This window comes from Pseudomonas sp. MWU13-2105 (genome assembly GCF_023242315.1).
Taxonomy (GTDB): Bacteria; Pseudomonadota; Gammaproteobacteria; order Pseudomonadales; family Pseudomonadaceae; genus Aquipseudomonas.
This window is the reverse complement of sequence record NZ_JALLIY010000001.1, coordinates 451,233-468,642: the sequence shown is the minus strand read 5'-3', so window position 1 is coordinate 468,642 and position 17,410 is coordinate 451,233. Positions and strand designations below refer to the sequence as shown.

At 63.4% G+C, this 17,410-nt stretch carries 14 protein-coding genes; 9 read left to right on the top strand and 5 right to left on the bottom strand.

Annotation, left to right across the window (positions count from 1 at the left end):
• Nucleotides 1-174: 174 nt before the first annotated feature.
• From gatB to gatC, 3 genes are read right to left on the bottom strand one after another with little or no spacing between them, the layout of a single operon-like run.
• Complete coding sequence (gatB, locus tag M5B96_RS02190) at nucleotides 175-1,620, bottom strand: Asp-tRNA(Asn)/Glu-tRNA(Gln) amidotransferase subunit GatB (RefSeq protein ID WP_248794859.1); 1,446 nt, start codon at nucleotides 1,618-1,620, stop codon at nucleotides 175-177.
• A gap of 10 nt (nucleotides 1,621-1,630) precedes the next feature.
• Nucleotides 1,631-3,082: an Asp-tRNA(Asn)/Glu-tRNA(Gln) amidotransferase subunit GatA gene (gene gatA, locus M5B96_RS02185; protein ID WP_248794858.1), complete on the bottom strand. Its 1,452-nt coding sequence runs from the start codon at nucleotides 3,080-3,082 to the stop codon at nucleotides 1,631-1,633.
• A gap of 16 nt (nucleotides 3,083-3,098) precedes the next feature.
• Nucleotides 3,099-3,386 carry an Asp-tRNA(Asn)/Glu-tRNA(Gln) amidotransferase subunit GatC gene (gatC, locus tag M5B96_RS02180; protein ID WP_191485694.1) on the bottom strand — a complete coding sequence of 96 codons (288 nt, stop codon included), beginning with the start codon at nucleotides 3,384-3,386 and terminating at the stop codon, nucleotides 3,099-3,101.
• Between the two features lie 256 nt (nucleotides 3,387-3,642).
• On the opposite strand from gatC, the gene mreB reads away from it, so the two are divergent.
• From mreB to tldD, 8 genes are all read left to right on the top strand, one after another.
• Complete coding sequence (mreB, locus tag M5B96_RS02175) at nucleotides 3,643-4,680, top strand: rod shape-determining protein MreB (protein WP_002555108.1); 1,038 nt, start codon at nucleotides 3,643-3,645, stop codon at nucleotides 4,678-4,680.
• Nucleotides 4,681-4,958: 278 nt separating this feature from the next.
• Nucleotides 4,959-6,047 (top strand): rod shape-determining protein MreC, encoded by a 1,089-nt coding sequence (gene mreC, locus M5B96_RS02170; protein ID WP_318654823.1) that lies wholly within the window; start codon nucleotides 4,959-4,961, stop codon nucleotides 6,045-6,047.
• Nucleotides 6,047-6,535 (top strand): rod shape-determining protein MreD, encoded by a 489-nt coding sequence (gene mreD / locus M5B96_RS02165; protein ID WP_218223558.1) that lies wholly within the window; start codon nucleotides 6,047-6,049, stop codon nucleotides 6,533-6,535. The genes mreC and mreD overlap by 1 nt, the downstream gene beginning before the upstream one ends.
• An 83-nt stretch (nucleotides 6,536-6,618) precedes the next feature.
• Nucleotides 6,619-7,224: a Maf family protein gene (locus M5B96_RS02160; RefSeq protein WP_248794856.1), complete on the top strand. Its 606-nt coding sequence runs from the start codon at nucleotides 6,619-6,621 to the stop codon at nucleotides 7,222-7,224.
• A 59-nt stretch (nucleotides 7,225-7,283) separates the two neighbouring features.
• Nucleotides 7,284-8,741, top strand: coding sequence for a ribonuclease G (rng, locus tag M5B96_RS02155; protein ID WP_248794855.1), 1,458 nt, complete (start codon nucleotides 7,284-7,286; stop codon nucleotides 8,739-8,741).
• Between the two features lie 76 nt (nucleotides 8,742-8,817).
• Entirely contained in the window at nucleotides 8,818-12,633 is a 3,816-nt protein-coding gene (locus M5B96_RS02150) for a YhdP family protein (protein WP_248794854.1), read from the top strand.
• A 92-nt stretch (nucleotides 12,634-12,725) separates the two neighbouring features.
• The gene (locus M5B96_RS02145) at nucleotides 12,726-13,571 is read left to right on the top strand and encodes a carbon-nitrogen hydrolase family protein (RefSeq protein WP_248794853.1); all 846 of its coding nucleotides are present in this window, start codon (nucleotides 12,726-12,728) and stop codon (nucleotides 13,569-13,571) included.
• A gap of 19 nt (nucleotides 13,572-13,590) precedes the next feature.
• Nucleotides 13,591-15,033 carry a metalloprotease TldD gene (gene tldD, locus M5B96_RS02140; RefSeq protein ID WP_100942256.1) on the top strand — a complete coding sequence of 481 codons (1,443 nt, stop codon included), beginning with the start codon at nucleotides 13,591-13,593 and terminating at the stop codon, nucleotides 15,031-15,033.
• Nucleotides 15,034-15,084: 51 nt separating this feature from the next.
• Here the strand turns inward: tldD and yjgA are convergent, their stop codons facing one another.
• The gene (gene yjgA / locus M5B96_RS02135; RefSeq protein WP_248794852.1) at nucleotides 15,085-15,606 is read right to left on the bottom strand and encodes a ribosome biogenesis factor YjgA; all 522 of its coding nucleotides are present in this window, start codon (nucleotides 15,604-15,606) and stop codon (nucleotides 15,085-15,087) included.
• Between the two features lie 108 nt (nucleotides 15,607-15,714).
• Between yjgA and pmbA the strand changes: the two genes are divergently transcribed.
• Entirely contained in the window at nucleotides 15,715-17,061 is a 1,347-nt protein-coding gene (gene pmbA / locus M5B96_RS02130) for a metalloprotease PmbA (RefSeq protein WP_248794851.1), read from the top strand.
• 74 nt (nucleotides 17,062-17,135) lie between these two features.
• Here pmbA and M5B96_RS02125 read toward each other — a convergent pair whose 3' ends face one another.
• Entirely contained in the window at nucleotides 17,136-17,408 is a 273-nt protein-coding gene (locus tag M5B96_RS02125; protein ID WP_248794850.1) for an HPr family phosphocarrier protein, read from the bottom strand.
• Nucleotides 17,409-17,410: the final 2 nt, after the last annotated feature.

Sequence of the window (17,410 nt, the reverse complement as noted above, 5' to 3'; positions counted from 1 at the left end):
CGGATGTCCTCTAACGGTTGGCCTGGGAAGCTACTGGTGATCTTGAGGGCTTCTTGGCTGGCAAGCCAGACTCCTACAGGATCGTGTCGTACGCAAGATTTGTGTTCGACGATAAACCTGTGGGAGCGGAGCTTGCCCGCGAAGCTTTTAACACTCTTGAGAGCCTGGCCGTTATCAGCCTTCGAGCTTGTTTTTCAGCAGTTCGTTGACCTGTTGCGGGTTGGCCTTGCCCTTGGAGGCCTTCATCGCCTGGCCGACAAAGAAGCCGAACATCTTGCCGCGCTTGGCCTCATCCGCCGCCCTATACTGTTCGACCTGCTCGGCATTGGCCGCCAGCACTTCGTCCAGCACTTTCTCGATGGCGCCGCTGTCCGTGACCTGCTTCAACCCACGGGCCTCGATCACTTCGTCCGCGCTGCCTTCGCCGTTGGCCATGGCCTCGAAGACCATCTTGGCGATCTTGCCGGAGATGGTGTTGTCGCTGATCCGCAGCAGCATGCCGCCCAGTTGCTCGGCACTGACCGGCGCCTGGTCGATGTCCACGCCCAGCTTGTTCAGCAGGCTGCCCAGTTCGACCATGACCCAGTTGGCCGCCAGCTTGGCGTCGCCGCCGATGCTCACGACTTTCTCGAAGTAGTCCGCCTGCTCGCGGCTGGAAGCCAGCACGCTGGCGTCATAAACCGACAGGCCGAACTGGGCCTGGAAACGCTCGCGTTTTTGCGGTGGCAGCTCCGGCAACTGCGCGCGGACTTCATCGAGGAACGCGTCCTCGATCACTACCGGCAACAGGTCCGGATCGGGGAAGTAACGGTAGTCGTTGGCTTCCTCCTTGCTGCGCATGGCGCGGGTCTCGTCCTTGTTCGGGTCGTACAGGCGGGTCTGCTGGATCACCCGGCCGCCGTCCTCGATCAGTTCGATCTGGCGCTGCACTTCGGTGTTGATCGCCTTCTCGATAAAACGGAACGAGTTGACGTTCTTGATCTCGCAGCGGGTGCCGAACTCGACCTGGCCCTTGGGCCGGACCGAGACGTTGCAGTCGCAACGCAGCGAGCCTTCGGCCATGTTGCCGTCGCAGATGCCCAGGTAGCGCACCAGCGCATGGATCGCCTTGACGTAGGCCACGGCTTCCTTGGCGTTGCGCATGTCCGGTTCGGAAACGATTTCCAGCAGCGGCGTGCCGGCCCGATTCAGGTCGATGCCGGTGGCACCACTGAAATCCTCGTGCAGGCTCTTGCCGGCGTCTTCTTCCAGGTGCGCCCGGGTAATCCCGACGCGCTTGACCGTGCCGTCTTCCAGGGTGATGTCCAAATGGCCCTTGCCGACAATCGGCAGTTCCATCTGGCTGATCTGGTAGCCCTTGGGCAGATCCGGATAGAAGTAGTTCTTGCGCGCGAATACGTTGTGCTGGCCGATCTCGGCATCGATCGCCAGACCGAATTTCACCGCCATGCGCACCGCTTCCTGGTTCAGCACCGGCAGGACGCCGGGCATGCCCAGGTCCACCAGGCTCGCCTGGGTGTTCGGCTCGGAACCGAAGGTGGTGGCACTACCGGAGAAAATCTTCGATTGGGTGGCGAGCTGGGTATGAATCTCCAGCCCGATCACGACTTCCCATTGCATGTGTTTCTCCTCAGAAGCCTTCAGGTGTGCGGGTGTGCCAGTCAGTGTTGAGCTGATACTGGTGCGCAACGTTGAGCAGATGGCCTTCCTGGAAATACGGGGCCAGCAGTTGTACGCCAACTGGCAGGCCGTCGACGAAACCGGCCGGCATCGACAGGCCCGGCAGGCCGGCGAGGTTGGCGGTGATGGTGTAGACGTCTTCCAGGTATGCGGCGACCGGGTCGCTGCTCTTCGCGCCGATCTTCCACGCCGGGTTCGGCGTGGTCGGGCCGAGGATGATGTCGACCTCGTTGAAGGCGGCCATGAAGTCGTTCTTGATCAGGCGGCGGATCTTCTGTGCCTGCAGGTAGTAGGCGTCGTAGTAGCCGGCCGACAGCGCGTAGGCGCCGACCAGGATGCGGCGCTGGACTTCCGCGCCGAAACCTTCGCCACGGGAACGCTTGTACAGGTCGGTGAGGTCTTTCGGGTCTGCGCAGCGATAGCCGAAACGCACGCCATCGAAGCGCGACAGGTTCGACGAGGCTTCCGCCGGGGCGATCACGTAGTACGCGGGAATCGCGTGCTGCATGTTCGGCAGGCTGATTTCCTTGATGATCGCGCCCAGTTTCTCAAGCTCCTTGATGCTTGCCTGGATCAGTTCGGCAATGCGCGGGTCGAGGCCGGCGCTGAAGTATTCCTTAGGTACGCCGATACGCAGGCCCTGGATCGAGGTGCCGAGGCCGGCGGAGTAGTCCGGTACCGGCTCATCGATGCTGGTGGAGTCCTGCGGGTCGAAGCCGGCCATGCCTTGCAGCAGCAGGGCGCAGTCTTCGGCGGTGCGCGCCAGCGGGCCGGCCTGGTCGAGGCTGGAGGCGTAGGCGATCATGCCCCAGCGCGAGACGCGACCATAGGTCGGCTTCAGCCCGGTGAGGTTGGTCAGCGCCGCCGGCTGGCGGATCGAACCGCCGGTATCGGTGCCGGTGGCCGCCGGCAGCAGGCGCGCGGCAACCGCCGCAGCCGAACCGCCGGACGAACCACCGGGGACGTGTTCCAGGTTCCACGGGTTTTTCGCCGGGCCGTAGTAGCTCGACTCGTTACCCGAGCCCATGGCGAATTCGTCCATGTTGGTCTTGCCCAGCGTCACGGTGCCGGCGGCGGCCAGCTTGGCGACCACGGTGGCATCGTAGGGCGCCTTGAAGTTGTCGAGCATCTTCGAGCCGCAACTGGTGCGGATGCCCAGGGTGCAGAACAGGTCCTTGTGGGCGATCGGCGCGCCGAGCAGGGCGCCGTTCTCGCCGGCGGCACGACGCACGTCGGCGGCTTTGGCCTGGCTCAGGGCCAGGTCCTCGGTGCGGCTGATGAAGCTGTTGAGTTGCGGGTCGAGCTGGGCGATACGCGCCAGCAGGGTCCGGGTCAGCTCTTCGGAGGAGAATTTCTTGTCGGCGAGGCCACGGGCGATCTCGGCCAGGGTCATCTGATGCATTGCAGGCTCTTTCCCTTTAGTCGATGACTTTCGGAACCAGGTACAGGCCGTTTTCGACCGCTGGCGCGATGGACTGATAAGCCTCGCGGTGATTTCGCTCGGTGACGACGTCGGCGCGCAGGCGCTGATTCGCTTCCAGAGGGTGGGCAAGCGGTTCGATGCCGCTGGTATCGACAGCCTGCATCTGGTCGACCAGGCCCAGAATGCTGTTCAGGGCCTCGGTGGTGCGTGGAAGATCGGCTTCGACCAGGCCCAGGCGGGCCAGGTGAGCGATTTTTTCCACGTCGGAGCGTTCAAGCGCCATGGGGATCTCCAGTGGAAAACCGGACGGAAGGGGTCCGTTCGGTTAGGCAATACACAATAAAGAGTGTCAATAAGTGCGGGCGCGACTTACGATTGTCGGAACACTACCGCATTTCTACGGTCACATGGCCGCGATTGTATGGGATGGTGCTCGGAAAAACGCCTAATTTAACATATTGGCGCCTTGCCCAAAATCCCCGTCGTTGTTAGAGTTTGCCGCACTTTTTTACCCACGCGTTGCCCAGGGTCCCTTTCCAATGTTCAAGAAACTGCGTGGCATGTTTTCCAGCGATCTCTCCATCGACCTGGGCACAGCCAACACCCTTATCTACGTGCGCGAGCGCGGTATCGTCCTGAATGAGCCATCGGTTGTTGCGATTCGCACCCATGGCAACCAGAAAAGCGTCGTCGCCGTCGGCACCGAGGCCAAGCGCATGCTCGGCCGTACGCCGGGCAACATCGCGGCCATTCGTCCGATGAAGGACGGCGTGATCGCCGACTTCAGCGTCTGCGAAAAGATGCTGCAGTACTTCATCAACAAGGTGCATGAAAACAGCTTCCTGCAGCCCAGCCCCCGGGTGCTGATCTGCGTACCGTGCAAATCGACCCAGGTCGAGCGTCGTGCCATCCGTGAATCGGCCCTTGGTGCCGGTGCCCGGGAAGTGTTCCTGATCGAGGAACCGATGGCCGCCGCGATCGGTGCCGGCCTGCCGGTGGAAGAAGCCCGCGGTTCGATGGTCGTCGATATCGGTGGCGGTACCACTGAAATCGCGCTGATCTCCCTGAACGGCGTGGTCTATGCCGAATCCGTACGGGTCGGCGGCGACCGCTTCGACGAAGCGATCATCACCTACGTGCGTCGCAACTACGGCAGCCTGATCGGTGAATCCACCGCCGAGCGCATCAAGCAGGAAATCGGCACTGCCTACCCGGGCGGCGAAGTGCGTGAAGTCGACGTGCGCGGCCGTAACCTGGCCGAAGGCGTACCACGGGCCTTCACCCTGAACTCCAACGAAGTCCTGGAAGCCCTGCAGGAATCCCTGGCGACCATCGTCCAGGCGGTGAAAAGCGCCCTGGAGCAGTCGCCTCCGGAACTGGCTTCGGACATCGCCGAACGTGGCCTGGTACTGACCGGTGGTGGCGCCTTGCTGCGTGACCTCGACAAGCTGCTGGCCCAGGAAACCGGTCTGCCGGTGATCGTCGCCGAAGACCCGCTGACCTGCGTCGCCCGTGGCGGCGGTCGTGCCCTGGAAATGATGGATAAGCACACCATGGATCTGCTTTCCAGCGAGTAAGTTCGCCGGATGATTGGGTCCGTACGAAAGCTCGCCGAGCGGCGATCAGGCGAGGTAAAAACAGGCGGGGAAGCGGAGTTGACTGTTGTCAATGAGCATTCCGAGCCTGTTTTTAACGCAGCATGATCGTTGCGCAGGCAGCTTTCGTACGGCCTATGCTGTTTCGCTCGCAGGCAGCACTTGCAGTGCTGCCTGTTGCGTTTATCTTCTGTCAACTTCATCCAGGCCGGTGTGATGCCGTATGAATAAAATGACTCATTGCCTGGGAGGAGCGGCTCATTAAACCGCTTTTTGCCAAAGGCCCCTCATTGGGCGTGCGCTTGTTGGTGCTGGTCGTGCTATCGGTCGCGCTGATGGTGGTCGATGCCCGTTTCACGCTGCTCAAGCCGGTGCGCAGCCAGATGTCGCTGGTGCTGATGCAGTCGTACTGGATCACCGACCTGCCGCAACGCTTGTGGCAAGGCGTGGCCAGTCAGTTCGGCAGTCGTACCGAGCTGGTCGCCGAAAACGAAAAACTCCAGACTGAAAACCTGCTGTTGCAAGGGCGCCTGCAAAAACTCGCGGCCTTGACCGAGCAGAACGTACGCCTGCGCGAATTGCTCAACTCCTCGGCGCTGGTCAACGAGAAGGTCGAAGTGGCCGAACTGATCGGCATGGACCCCAACCCCTTTACCCATCGCATCATCATCAACAAGGGTGAACGGGACGGCGTGGTCCTTGGCCAACCGGTGCTCGATGCCCGTGGCCTGATGGGCCAGGTGGTCGAGTTGATGCCCTACACCTCGCGCGTGCTGCTGCTCACCGACACCACCCACAGCATTCCGGTGCAGGTCAACCGCAACGGCCTGCGGGCGATTGCCAGCGGTACCGGCAATCCCGAGCGCCTGGAACTGCGCCACGTCGCCGACACCGCCGATATCAAGGAAGGCGACCTGCTGGTCAGTTCCGGCCTGGGCCAGCGGTTCCCGGCCGGTTACCCGGTGGCGACGGTCAAGGAAGTTATCCACGATTCCGGCCAGCCGTTCGCCATTGTCCGCGCCGTGCCGACCGCCGCGTTGAACCGCAGCCGTTACCTGTTGCTGGTATTCAGCGACAGCCGCACTCCGGAAGAACGGGCCAACGAAGCCGCCCAGGCCCAGGAAGCTGATCGCCAGGGTGGTGATGGCGCGCCAGTGGTCCCGGCCACGGTGCCCAAGCCTGGCGCCACGCCCGCGACACCGGCCAAGCCGGTCGCCCCGGCGCCTGCCGCCGCCGCACCGACGACCCCGGCCAAGCCGGCGGCCCATGTCGTCAAGCCCACCGCTGCCAAACCCGCCGCGAGCAAACCGCCGGCGACGACACGGGCAGCCCCCCGGACGGAGGAATAATGGCCGGTACTTTTTCCCGCAATGGCTGGATCGTCTGGCTGACCTTCGCCATCGGCCTGTTGCTCAGTGTTTCGCCGTTGCCACAGTTCATGGAAATCCTGCGCCCGCTGTGGCTGGCGCTGTTGCTGGCATTCTGGGCGCTGTACCTGCCGCACAAGATCGGCATGGTCACCGCGTTCCTGCTGGGCCTGGCCGAAGACGTGCTCTACGGCACCCTGCTGGGGCAGAACGCGTTGATCCTGACCCTCATCACCTTCCTCGTGCTGTCGCTGCAACAACGCCTGCGGATGTTCCCGATGTGGCAACAGAGCCTGGTGCTCCTGGTGATCTTCGGCCTCGCGCAGTTGGTGCAACTCTGGCTCAGCGCCTTGACCGGCAACCGCCAGCCGACCCTGGCGCTGGTGCTGCCGGCGCTGGTCAGCGCCTTGCTCTGGCCTTGGGTCAGCTTCGGTCTGCGCGGGCTGCGCCGACGCTACAAAATCAACTGACGGGATTTCGCCGGCCATTTGCGGGTGAGCTGCCGATTCTGCTGACATAGCTTCTAAAAGAGCCCCGACACGGAGATGTCTCGATGACCTCGCTCTACCTGGCTTCCGGCTCACCGCGTCGGCGTGAACTGCTGACACAGATCGGCGTGCCGTTCAGCGTCATCAGTGCCGAGATCGACGAGACCCCATTGCTTGATGAAAGCCCGTTGGCCTACGTCGAGCGTCTGGCGCGGGGCAAGGCCACGGCCGGTCGCGCGCGTCTCGGGGCCGGGCAGGCGGCGGCCGGCACCTGCGTGCTGGGGGCCGACACCGCCGTGGTCCTGGACGGTCGGATTCTCGGCAAGCCGCTGGATGAAGCGGATGCGCTGGCTATGCTGCTGGCCTTGTCCGATCGCGAACACGAAGTGCTGACTGCCATTGCCGTGCTCGACGGCGAGCGCTGCGAGTCGCGGGTGGTACGCAGTCTGGTGAAATTTCGCGCAATAAACTCAGAAGAAGCTCATCTCTACTGGTCCAGCGGTGAGCCACGGGACAAGGCGGGCGCCTATGCTATTCAAGGCTTGGCGGCGGTGTTCGTGGCTGGGCTGAATGGCAGTTATTCCGGCGTGGTCGGCCTGCCCGTGTGCGAAACCGCAGAACTGCTCGGCCATTTCGGCATACCCTGTTGGCAAAACCTTGTCGTGCGCTGATTGCCGCACGCCCGCGATACGGCAATTTTATTGTGAATACGCCTGAACGAGACCCAGCCATGAGTGAAGAGATCCTGATCAACATCACGCCGATGGAATCGCGCGTGGCGGTGGTAGAGAACGGCGTGTTGCAAGAGGTTCATGTCGAGCGAACGCAGAAACGCGGAATCGTCGGCAATATCTACAAAGGCAAGGTGGTGCGGGTGTTGCCGGGCATGCAGGCGGCCTTCGTCGATATCGGCCTGGACCGGGCGGCGTTTATCCACGCCTCGGAAATCTCCATGCGCGAAGGGCCGGCGGTGGAGAGCATCAGTGCGCTGGTGCACGAAGGGCAGAGCCTGGTGGTGCAAGTCACCAAGGACCCCATCGGCACCAAGGGCGCGCGCCTGACCACGCAACTGTCGATCCCCTCGCGTTACCTGGTGTACATGCCGCGTACCGCGCATGTCGGCATTTCCCTGAAAATCGAGGACGAAGCCGAGCGCGAGCGCCTCAAGCAGGTGGTCAGCGATTGCGTGGCCCGCGAAGGCATCACCGAAGCCGGCGGCTTTATCCTGCGCACCGCGGCCGAGGGCGCCGGGGCCGACGAGATCATGATGGACATCCGCTACCTGCGGCGTCTCTGGGACCAGATCGGCGCGCAGATCAAGACCATCGGCGCCCCCAGCGTGATCTACGAGGACCTCGGCCTGGCCCTGCGCACCCTGCGTGACCTGGTCAGCCCGAAGATCGAGAAGATTCGCATCGACTCGCGGGAAACCTTCCAGAAGACCACGCAGTTCGTCGCCGAACTGATGCCGGAAATCGCCGACCGCCTGGAGCACTACCCCGGCGAGCGGCCGATCTTCGACCTGTATGGCGTCGAGGACGAGATCCAGAAGGCCCTGGAACGCAAGGTGCCGCTCAAGTCCGGCGGCTATCTGGTGGTCGACCCGGCCGAAGCCATGAGTACCATCGACGTCAACACCGGGGCCTTTGTCGGCCATCGCAATCTCGAAGAAACCATCTTCAAGACCAACCTCGAGGCGGCCACCGCGATTGCCCGGCAGCTGCGCCTGCGCAACCTGGGCGGGATCATCATCATCGACTTCATCGACATGGAAGACGAGGAGCACCAGCGCCAGGTCCTGCGGACCCTGGAAAAGCAGCTGGAGCGCGATCACGCCAAGACCAACATCATCGGCATCACCGAACTGGGCCTGGTGCAGATGACCCGCAAGCGCACCCGCGAAAGCCTCGAACAGGTGCTGTGCGAGCCTTGCAACAGCTGCCAGGGCCGCGGCAAATTGAAGACCCCGGAAACGGTTTGCTACGAGATTTTTCGTGAAATTTTGCGTGAGGCCCGCGCCTACCAGGCCGAAGGTTATAGAGTGTTGGCCAACCAGAAGGTCGTCGACCGCCTGCTGGACGAGGAGTCCGGTAATGTCGCAGAGCTGGAAGGCTTTATCGGCCGCACCATCCGTTTCCAGGTCGAGACCATGTATTCCCAGGAACAATATGACGTGGTGCTGCTCTGATTTCCTGTACTGAGAACCTGCAAGCCCGGTCCAGCGTCGGCCTGTTCATTGAACCTTGCCTCAAGGGGGCACTGACATGGAGCGTCTGACACGCTTTGTTGCCGGCTTGACCCGTTGGAGCATGGGCCTCTGTGCGTTGTTGCTGGTGCTGGTGGCGTTGTATATCAGCCTGGGCCGGCAACTGGTGCCGCTGGTGGCCGAGTATCGCGCCGAGATCGAAAGCAAGGCCCAGGCCGTGGTGGGGCTGCCGCTGTCCATCGGCAGCCTGGAAGGGCGCTGGCACGGCCTGGCCCCGGTGCTCCTGGCCCACGACGTGAAGGTCGGCCAGGGCGCTTCGGCGCTGTTGCTGGACAAGGTCCAGGTGATCCCTGATCTCTGGGCCAGCCTGCGGGCCCGCGAAGTGCGGATCGCCCATCTCGAACTGGGTGGCCTGCAACTGAGCCTGAAAGAAGACCAGGACGGCCACTGGGCCCTCCAGGGCTTGCCGGTCCAGGGCGATCAGCCGCTGGACCCCGCGCAGTTGCTGACGAGCTCGCAGATGGTCAAGCAGCTGTCGGTGCTCGACAGCCAGGTGACCTTGCAGCCCTTCGGCGAGTCACCGCTGACCTTGACTTACGTCGGTCTCAACCTGGAAAGCGGTGTTTCCCGCCAGCGCCTCGACCTGCGCCTGAATTTGCCCGACGGCCAGCCCCTGGCCCTGAACCTGAAAACCCGTCTGCGCGCCAGCGACTGGCGCAACGGCAGCGCGCAAGCCTACCTGAGCCTGCCGCAAAGCGACTGGGCGCGGTGGCTGCCGGCGCGACTGAGCGGGCAAATGAAAATCACCGAGCTCAAGGCCGGCGGCGAGTTCTGGTTGAACTGGGCCAATGGCACGGTGCAGAACGCCGTGGTCCGGCTCAATGCACCGCAATTGCGTGGCGCCTATGCCGAGCGCAAGGCGGTGAACATCGACAACCTGGCCCTCAACGCCTATGTCCAGCACACCGGGCAGGGTTTTGACGTGCAGCTCAATTCCCTGGCCATGAGCCTGGGGCAGACGCGCTGGGAAAGTCATCTGCAGTTGCAGCAACTCGCGGCCACCGACAAGGAATCGGCACGTTGGCAGCTGCAGGCCGACCGCCTCGACCTGACGCCGATCACCCCTTTGCTCGACGCCCTGGCGCCCTTGCCCGAGGGCCTGGCCACGGCCCTTGATCACCTGAAAGTCAGTGGCACGCTGCGTAACGTGCTGCTGGATTACCGCCCCGAGGAAATCGGCGATCAAAAGCTGAGCTTCGCCGCGAACCTGGAGCGGGTCGGTTTTGACGCCTACCATGGCGCCCCGGCGGCGCGAAATGTCAGTGGCAGCATCAGCGGCGACCTTGGCCAGGGCGAGCTGCGTATGGACAGCAAGGATTTCTCCCTGCACCTGTACCCGATCTTCAACAAACCCTGGCAATACCTGCAAGCCAACGCACGGCTGACCTGGCGCCTGGACCAGGAAGGTTTCACCCTGATCGCGCCCTACATCAAGGTGCTTGGGGAAGAGGGCAAGATCGCCGCCGACTTCCTGATTCGCCTGCACTTTGCCCAAGGCACCGAAGACTACATGGACCTGCGGGTCGGCCTGGTGGATGGCGAGGGGCGGTTCACGCCCAAGTATTTGCCGGCGGCGTTGAGCCCGGCGCTGGACGAGTGGCTGCGCAGCTCGATCCTGCATGGCGCGGTGGAGCAGGGCTTCTTCCAGTACCAGGGCTCGTTGAACCACGACGCCTCGGCGGCGGCGCGCAATATCAGCCTGTTCTTCAAGGTGCATGATACGGAGCTGGCGTTCCAGCCGGGCTGGCCGCATGTCAGCAAGGTCAAGGGCGATGTCTTCATCGAGGACAGCGGCGTGCGGATCAAGGCCAGCGAAGGCCAGTTGCTCGACACCCAGGTCCGCGACATCGTGGTCAATATTCCTCATGTGCCCAGCGGGCAGCACAGCCGCCTGTTGCTTGATGGCAATTTTGCCGGCGGGCTGGGTGACGGCCTGAAGATTCTCCAGGAGGCGCCGATCGGCACCGCCGCGACCTTTGCCGGCTGGCAGGCCACGGGTGACCTGACGGGCAAGGTGAGCCTCGATGTGCCGCTGGTCAAGGCCGAGGAACCGAAGATCCTGGTGGATTTCAAGACCGACAAGGCCAGTCTCAAACTGCCTGATCCGGCCTTGGAACTGAACCAGCTCAAGGGCGATTTCCGCTTCGACAGCGCCAAGGGCCTGAGCGCCACGAACATCACGGCCCAGGCGTTCGAACGGCCCATCACCGCGCAGATTTTCGCCGATGGCAAACCGGGTAGCCTCAATACCCGGGTGGTGGCCAAGGGGCAGGTGGCGCTCAAGAAACTCAGCGATTGGCTGAATGTCAGCCAGCCGTTGCCGGTCTCGGGTGACCTGCCTTACCAGTTGCAACTGACCCTGGACGGTCCCGACAGCCAGTTGATGATCAACTCCAGCCTCAAGGGCGTTGCGGTCGACTTGCCGGCGCCGTTCGGCATGCCGGCCAGCCAGGGCCGTGATAGCGTGTTCCGCATGACCTTGCAAGGTGCCGAGCGACGTTACTGGTTCGATTACGGCAACTTGGCCAACTTCACCTTTGCCGCGCCGAGCGGCAGGTTCGGCGAAGGCCGTGGCGAATTGTTCCTCGGCGACGGCGACGCGCAACTGCCGACGACCCAGGGCCTGCGCATCCGCGGGGTGTTGTCGGAGCTGGACCTGGAACCGTGGAAAACCGTCGCCGACCGTTATGCCGGCCAGGATCCGGGCGGCAGTGCCAAGCAGTTGCTCAGCGGCGCGGACTTCAAGGTTGGCAAGCTCAGCGCGTTCGGCAGCCAGTTCGATCAGGTCAGTTTACTGATGGCCCGCAGCGCCAATGCCTGGGGCTTGCAGATCGACAGCCAGCAGGCCAAGGGAAGCGTGACCTTGCCGGACACCAAGGGGGTGCCGATTGGCATCAAGCTGGCCTATGTGCGTTTGCCGGCCCCGGATCCGAGCGTGGTGGCTGATGAGAATGCCCCGGACCCATTGGCGTCGGTCGATCCCCGGCAGATTCCGGCGGTCGACGTGAGCATCGAGCAACTGTTCCAGGGCAAGGACCTGGTCGGTGCCTGGTCGCTCAAGGCGCGGCCGACCCCCAAGGGCATCAAGCTCAATGACCTCAACCTCGGTCTCAAGGGCCTGCAACTGCAAGGCTCCGGTGGCTGGGAAGGGCTACCTGGCAGCAGCGGCAGTTGGTTCAACGGACGCCTGGAAGGCAAGAACCTGGCGGACGTGCTCAAGGCCTGGAGCTTTGCCCCCACCGTCACCAGTGAGGATTTCCACGTCGACGTCGACGGTCGTTGGCCCGGCTCGCCGGCCTGGGTCGGACCCAAGCGCTTCTCGGGCAGTATCGACGCGACCCTGAACAAGGGCCAGTTTGTCGAGGCCGACGGTGGTGCCCAGGCGCTGCGGGTGTTCGGCCTGCTGAACTTCAACTCCATCGGCCGGCGCCTGCGCCTGGACTTTTCCGACCTGCTGGGCAAAGGCCTGAGCTACGACCAGGTCAAGGGCCTGCTGGTGGCCAGCGATGGCGTGTATGTGACGCGCAAGCCGATCACCCTGACCGGGCCTTCGAGCAACCTGGAGCTCAACGGCACCCTTGATCTGGTCGGTGACCGGGTCGATGCCAAGCTGCTGGTGACCTTGCCGGTGACCAACAACCTGCCGATTGCCGCGCTGATCGTCGGCGCACCGGCCATCGGCGGTGCGCTGTTCCTGATCGACAAGCTGATCGGCGACCGGGTGGCGCGCTTCGCCAGCGTCAAATACAGCGTCACCGGCCCCTGGAAAGAACCGAAGATCACTTTCGACAAGCCGTTTGATAAGTCGAAGTAAGACCCGGCGCGACCCCGTTGCGCCGACATTTTTCGTACTGGGCGTGCAGCTGCATGGAGTAGCATGACGCTATGTCTTTGAAGGAGTGCGCCATGACCTTTTCCGTCATCCAGATGGTCAGCCAGAGCGATGTCCTGGCCAACCTGGCCCAGGCGCGCGCGTTGCTGGAGCAGGCGGCCGAGGGCGGCGCGCGGCTGGCCGTGCTGCCGGAAAACTTCGCCGCCATGGGCCGTCGCGACGTCGCCGCAATCGGCCGCGCCGAAGCCTTGGGCGAAGGACCGATCCTGCCCTGGTTGAAACAGGCCGCTCGCGACCTCAAGTTATGGATAGTGGCGGGCACTTTGCCGTTGCCGCCCGTCGACCAGCCGCATGCCAAGGCCAACGCCTGCTCGCTGTTGCTCGACGAGCAGGGCGAGACGGTGGCGCGTTACGACAAGCTGCATTTGTTCGATGTGGACGTGGCGGACACGCGCGGGCGCTATCGCGAATCCGATGACTATGCTTATGGCAGCCAGGTGGTGGTGGCCGATACTCCGGTCGGGCGCCTGGGCTTGAGCGTGTGCTACGACCTGCGCTTTCCCGAGCTCTACAGCGAATTGCGCAAGGCCGGCGCCGAATTGATCAGCGCGCCCTCGGCCTTTACTGCCGTGACCGGCGCGGCGCACTGGGAAGTGCTGATTCGCGCCCGGGCCATCGAGACCCAGTGCTACCTGCTGGCGGCGGCCCAGGGCGGGGTGCATCCGGGGCCACGGGAAACCTTTGGCCATGCGGCGATTGTCGACCCCTGGGGGCGCATCGTCGCCGAACAGGATCAAGGCGAAGCGGTATTGCTGGCCGAACGCGACAGTAACGAACAGGCGTCCATCCGGGCGCGGATGCCGGTGGCGAGCCATCGGCGCTTTTTCTCGCAGGGCGCGCAGCGACCTGCATCGGAATGACGAAATAAGGCGCAAAACTATGAGCGAGTTGTTGTCCTCAGTCAGCGAACACCTGTTGGCGCCGGGTGGCGTGACCATCGAAAGCCTGCAAGCGGTGCTGGGCGACCTGGCCGGGCCGGGCATCGATGCCGCCGACCTGTATTTCCAGGGGCAGATTTCCGAGTCCTGGGCCCTGGAAGACGGCATCGTCAAGGAAGGCAGTTTCAACCTTGACCAGGGGGTCGGCGTGCGCGCGCAGTCCGGCGAAAAAACCGGTTTTGCCTACAGCAATGCGATCACCCTCGAAGCCCTGGGCTCGGCGGCGCGGGCCGCGCGCTCGATTTCCCGGGCCGGACAGCATGGCAAGGTGCAGGTGTTCAGCAGCCAGGAAGTCACGCAGTTGTATGCGCCGGACAACCCGCTGGACGTCATGAGCCGGGCCGAGAAGGTCGAGTTGCTCAAGCGTGTCGATGTCGCCACCCGTGCCCTGGATCCGCGGATCCAGCAGGTTTCGGTGAGCATGGCGGGGGTCTGGGAGCGGATTCTGGTGGCCTCCACCGACGGCGGCCTGGCGGCGGATGTGCGGCCGCTGGTGCGCTTCAATGTCAGTGTGATCGTCGAGCAGAACGGCCGTCGCGAACGCGGCGGCCACGGCGGCGGCGGGCGTACCGACTATCGTTATTTCCTCACCGAAGACCGGGCCATGGGCTATGCCCGCGAGGCCTTGCGCCAGGCGTTGGTCAACCTGGAAGCGATTCCCGCGCCGGCCGGTACCTTGCCGGTGGTGCTCGGTTCCGGCTGGTCCGGGGTGCTGCTGCACGAAGCGGTCGGCCACGGCCTGGAAGGCGACTTCAACCGCAAGGGCAGTTCGGCCTACAGCGGGCGGATGGGCGAGATGGTCGCCTCCAAACTTTGCACCATCGTCGATGATGGCACCCTGGCCGGTCGGCGCGGTTCCCTGAGCGTCGACGACGAAGGCACGCCGACCGAGTGCACCACGCTGATCGAAAACGGCGTGCTCAAAGGTTATATGCAGGACAAGCTCAATGCTCGGCTGATGGGCGTGGCGCGCACCGGCAACGGCCGTCGCGAGTCCTATGCGCACCTGCCGATGCCACGGATGACCAACACCTACATGCTCGGTGGCGAAAGCGATCCGGCGGAAATCATCGCCTCGGTGAAACGCGGTATCTACTGCGCCAACCTCGGCGGCGGCCAGGTCGATATCACCAGCGGCAAGTTCGTGTTCTCCACCAGCGAGGCCTATCTGATCGAAGACGGCAAGATCACCGCGCCGGTCAAGGGCGCGACCCTGATCGGTAACGGTCCGGAAGCCATGAGTCGGGTGTCGATGGTCGGCAACGACCTGGCGCTGGACAGCGGCGTGGGTACCTGCGGCAAGGACGGGCAGTCGGTACCGGTGGGTGTCGGCCAGCCGACCTTGAAAATCGATGCGATCACCGTGGGTGGCACGGGGTCGTAGGAAGAGGTGGAGCGTCGGGTGAGCGCCAAGGCGACTCACCCGGGGCGAAGATCAGCGCAGACCGCGTTGAGTTTCGTCCAGCTCACGGATGTACTTGAAGATTTTACGGCTGGCGGCCGGCGCCTTGTTCTGCGCAAGCTCGTGTTGAGCCTGGCGGATCAGGGAGCGCAGCTGCTGGCGATCGGCGTCCGGGTAGTCGATGACGAATTTTTCCAGGACATCGTCGGCGCCTGCGATCAGGCGATCGCGCCAGCGTTCGAGATTGTGGAAACGTTCGTTGTATTGCCGGGTGGAGGCATCGAGTTGGTCCAGCAACATCAGGATGGCGTCAGTGTCCTGGTCGCGCATCAGCCTGCCGATGAACTGGATATGCCGTTTCCGCGCGATATTCGCGGTGTGCTTCGGCGCTTCGGCCAGGGCACGGCGCAAGCCGTCGGTCAGTGGCAGTTTTGCCACCAAGTCGGGCTTGAGTGTTGTCAGGCGCTCGCCGAGATCAACCAGAGCATGCAGCTCGCGTTTGACCTGGGTTTTGCTTTTCTCCCCATCGAGGGAGTCGTCGTAAGAATCAACCATGGTGGCAGTCCGCAAAGAAACGCCGTCATGATAACCAGTCGGGGGCCGCTTGTCCGGCCCGGTCGCTCGAAGACCTTGACCGAAAGCAGAATTTGAGTGGAGAAAGCCATGAGTTCAGCACAAAGCGTCGGCCCGCAGGCGTTGCCGGTCCTGCAGGAGCAGGTCGAGCAGATTCTCGCCGAAGCCAAACGCCAGGGCGCCAGTGCCTGTGAAGTGGCGGTATCCCTGGAGCAGGGGCTGTCGACTTCGGTGCGCCAGCGGGAAGTGGAAACCGTCGAGTTCAACCGCGACCAGGGCTTCGGCATCACCTTGTACGTGGGTCAGCGCAAGGGGTCGGCCAGCACCTCGGCCAGTGGCCCGGAAGCGATTCGCGAAACCGTGGCGGCGGCCCTGGCCATCGCCAAGCACACCTCGGAAGACGAGCATTCGGGCCTGGCCGACGCTGCCCTGATGGCCAAGGAGCTCAAGGATTTCGACCTGTTCCATGCCTGGGACATCAGCCCCGAGCAGGCCATCGAACGGGCGCTGATCTGCGAGGCGGCGGCGTTTGATGCCGACAGCCGGATCAAGAATGCCGACGGCACCACCCTGAGCACCTCCCAGGGGTGCCGCGTGTATGGCAACAGCCATGGTTTTATCGGCGGTTCGGCCTCGACCCGGCACAGCCTCAGTTGCGTGATGATCGCCGAAGGTGACGGCCAGATGCAGCGCGATTACTGGTATGACGTCAATCGCCAGGGCGAACTGCTCGCGGATGCCTCAAGTATTGGCCGCAAGGCCGCGCAACGGGCGGCCAGCCGCCTGGGCGCGCGGCCGGTACCGACCTGTGAAGTGCCGGTGCTGTTCTCGGCGGAATTGGCCGGTGGTCTGTTCGGCAGCTTCCTCTCGGCGATCTCCGGCGGCAACCTGTACCGCAAGTCTTCGTTCCTTGAAGGGGCGATGGGCCAACGCCTGTTCCCGGAATGGCTGACCCTCGACGAGCGTCCGCACCTGATGCAGGGCATGGGCAGTTCGGCCTTTGACGGTGATGGCCTGGCGACCTATGCCAAGCCGTTCGTCGAAAATGGCACCCTGGTCTCCTACGTGCTGGGCACTTACTCGGGACGCAAGCTGGGCCTGCCGAGCACGGCCAACGCCGGTGGCGTGCACAACCTGTTCGTCACCCATGGGGTCGAGGACCAGGATGCGTTGATCCGGCGCATGGGCCGCGGCCTGCTGGTGACCGAGTTGATGGGCCAAGGCCTGAACATGGTCACCGGCGATTATTCGCGCGGGGCGGCGGGCTTCTGGGTCGAGAATGGCGAAATCCAGTTCCCGGTCCAGGAAGTGACCATTGCCGGCAATATGCGCGACATGTTCAAGCAGATCGTCGCCGTGGGCAGTGATCTTGAACTGCGCAGCCATATCCGTACCGGTTCGGTGCTGATCGAGCGGATGACCGTCGCCGGTAGCTGACCGCACTGATAAAAAAAGGCGCGTCATCCGCTGGATGGCGCGCCTTTTTTATTGATCGGTAGGACAGTCCGGCGTTATTCGCCTTCGTCGAAATAGTTGTTGATCAGCTTGACCAGCGCGGCCATGGCCTCGTCTTCCTGCTCACCCTCGGTTTTCAGATGAATCCGGGTGCCCTTGCCGGCGGCCAGCATCATCATGGCCATGATGCTCTTGCCGTCGACCATGCTTTCCGGTGTACGCCCGGCGCGGATCTGGCAAGGGAACTGGCCGGCTACGCCGACGAACTTCGCCGAAGCGCGGGCATGCAGGCCCAGTTTGTTGATGATTTCAATTTCCAGAGCGGGCATCG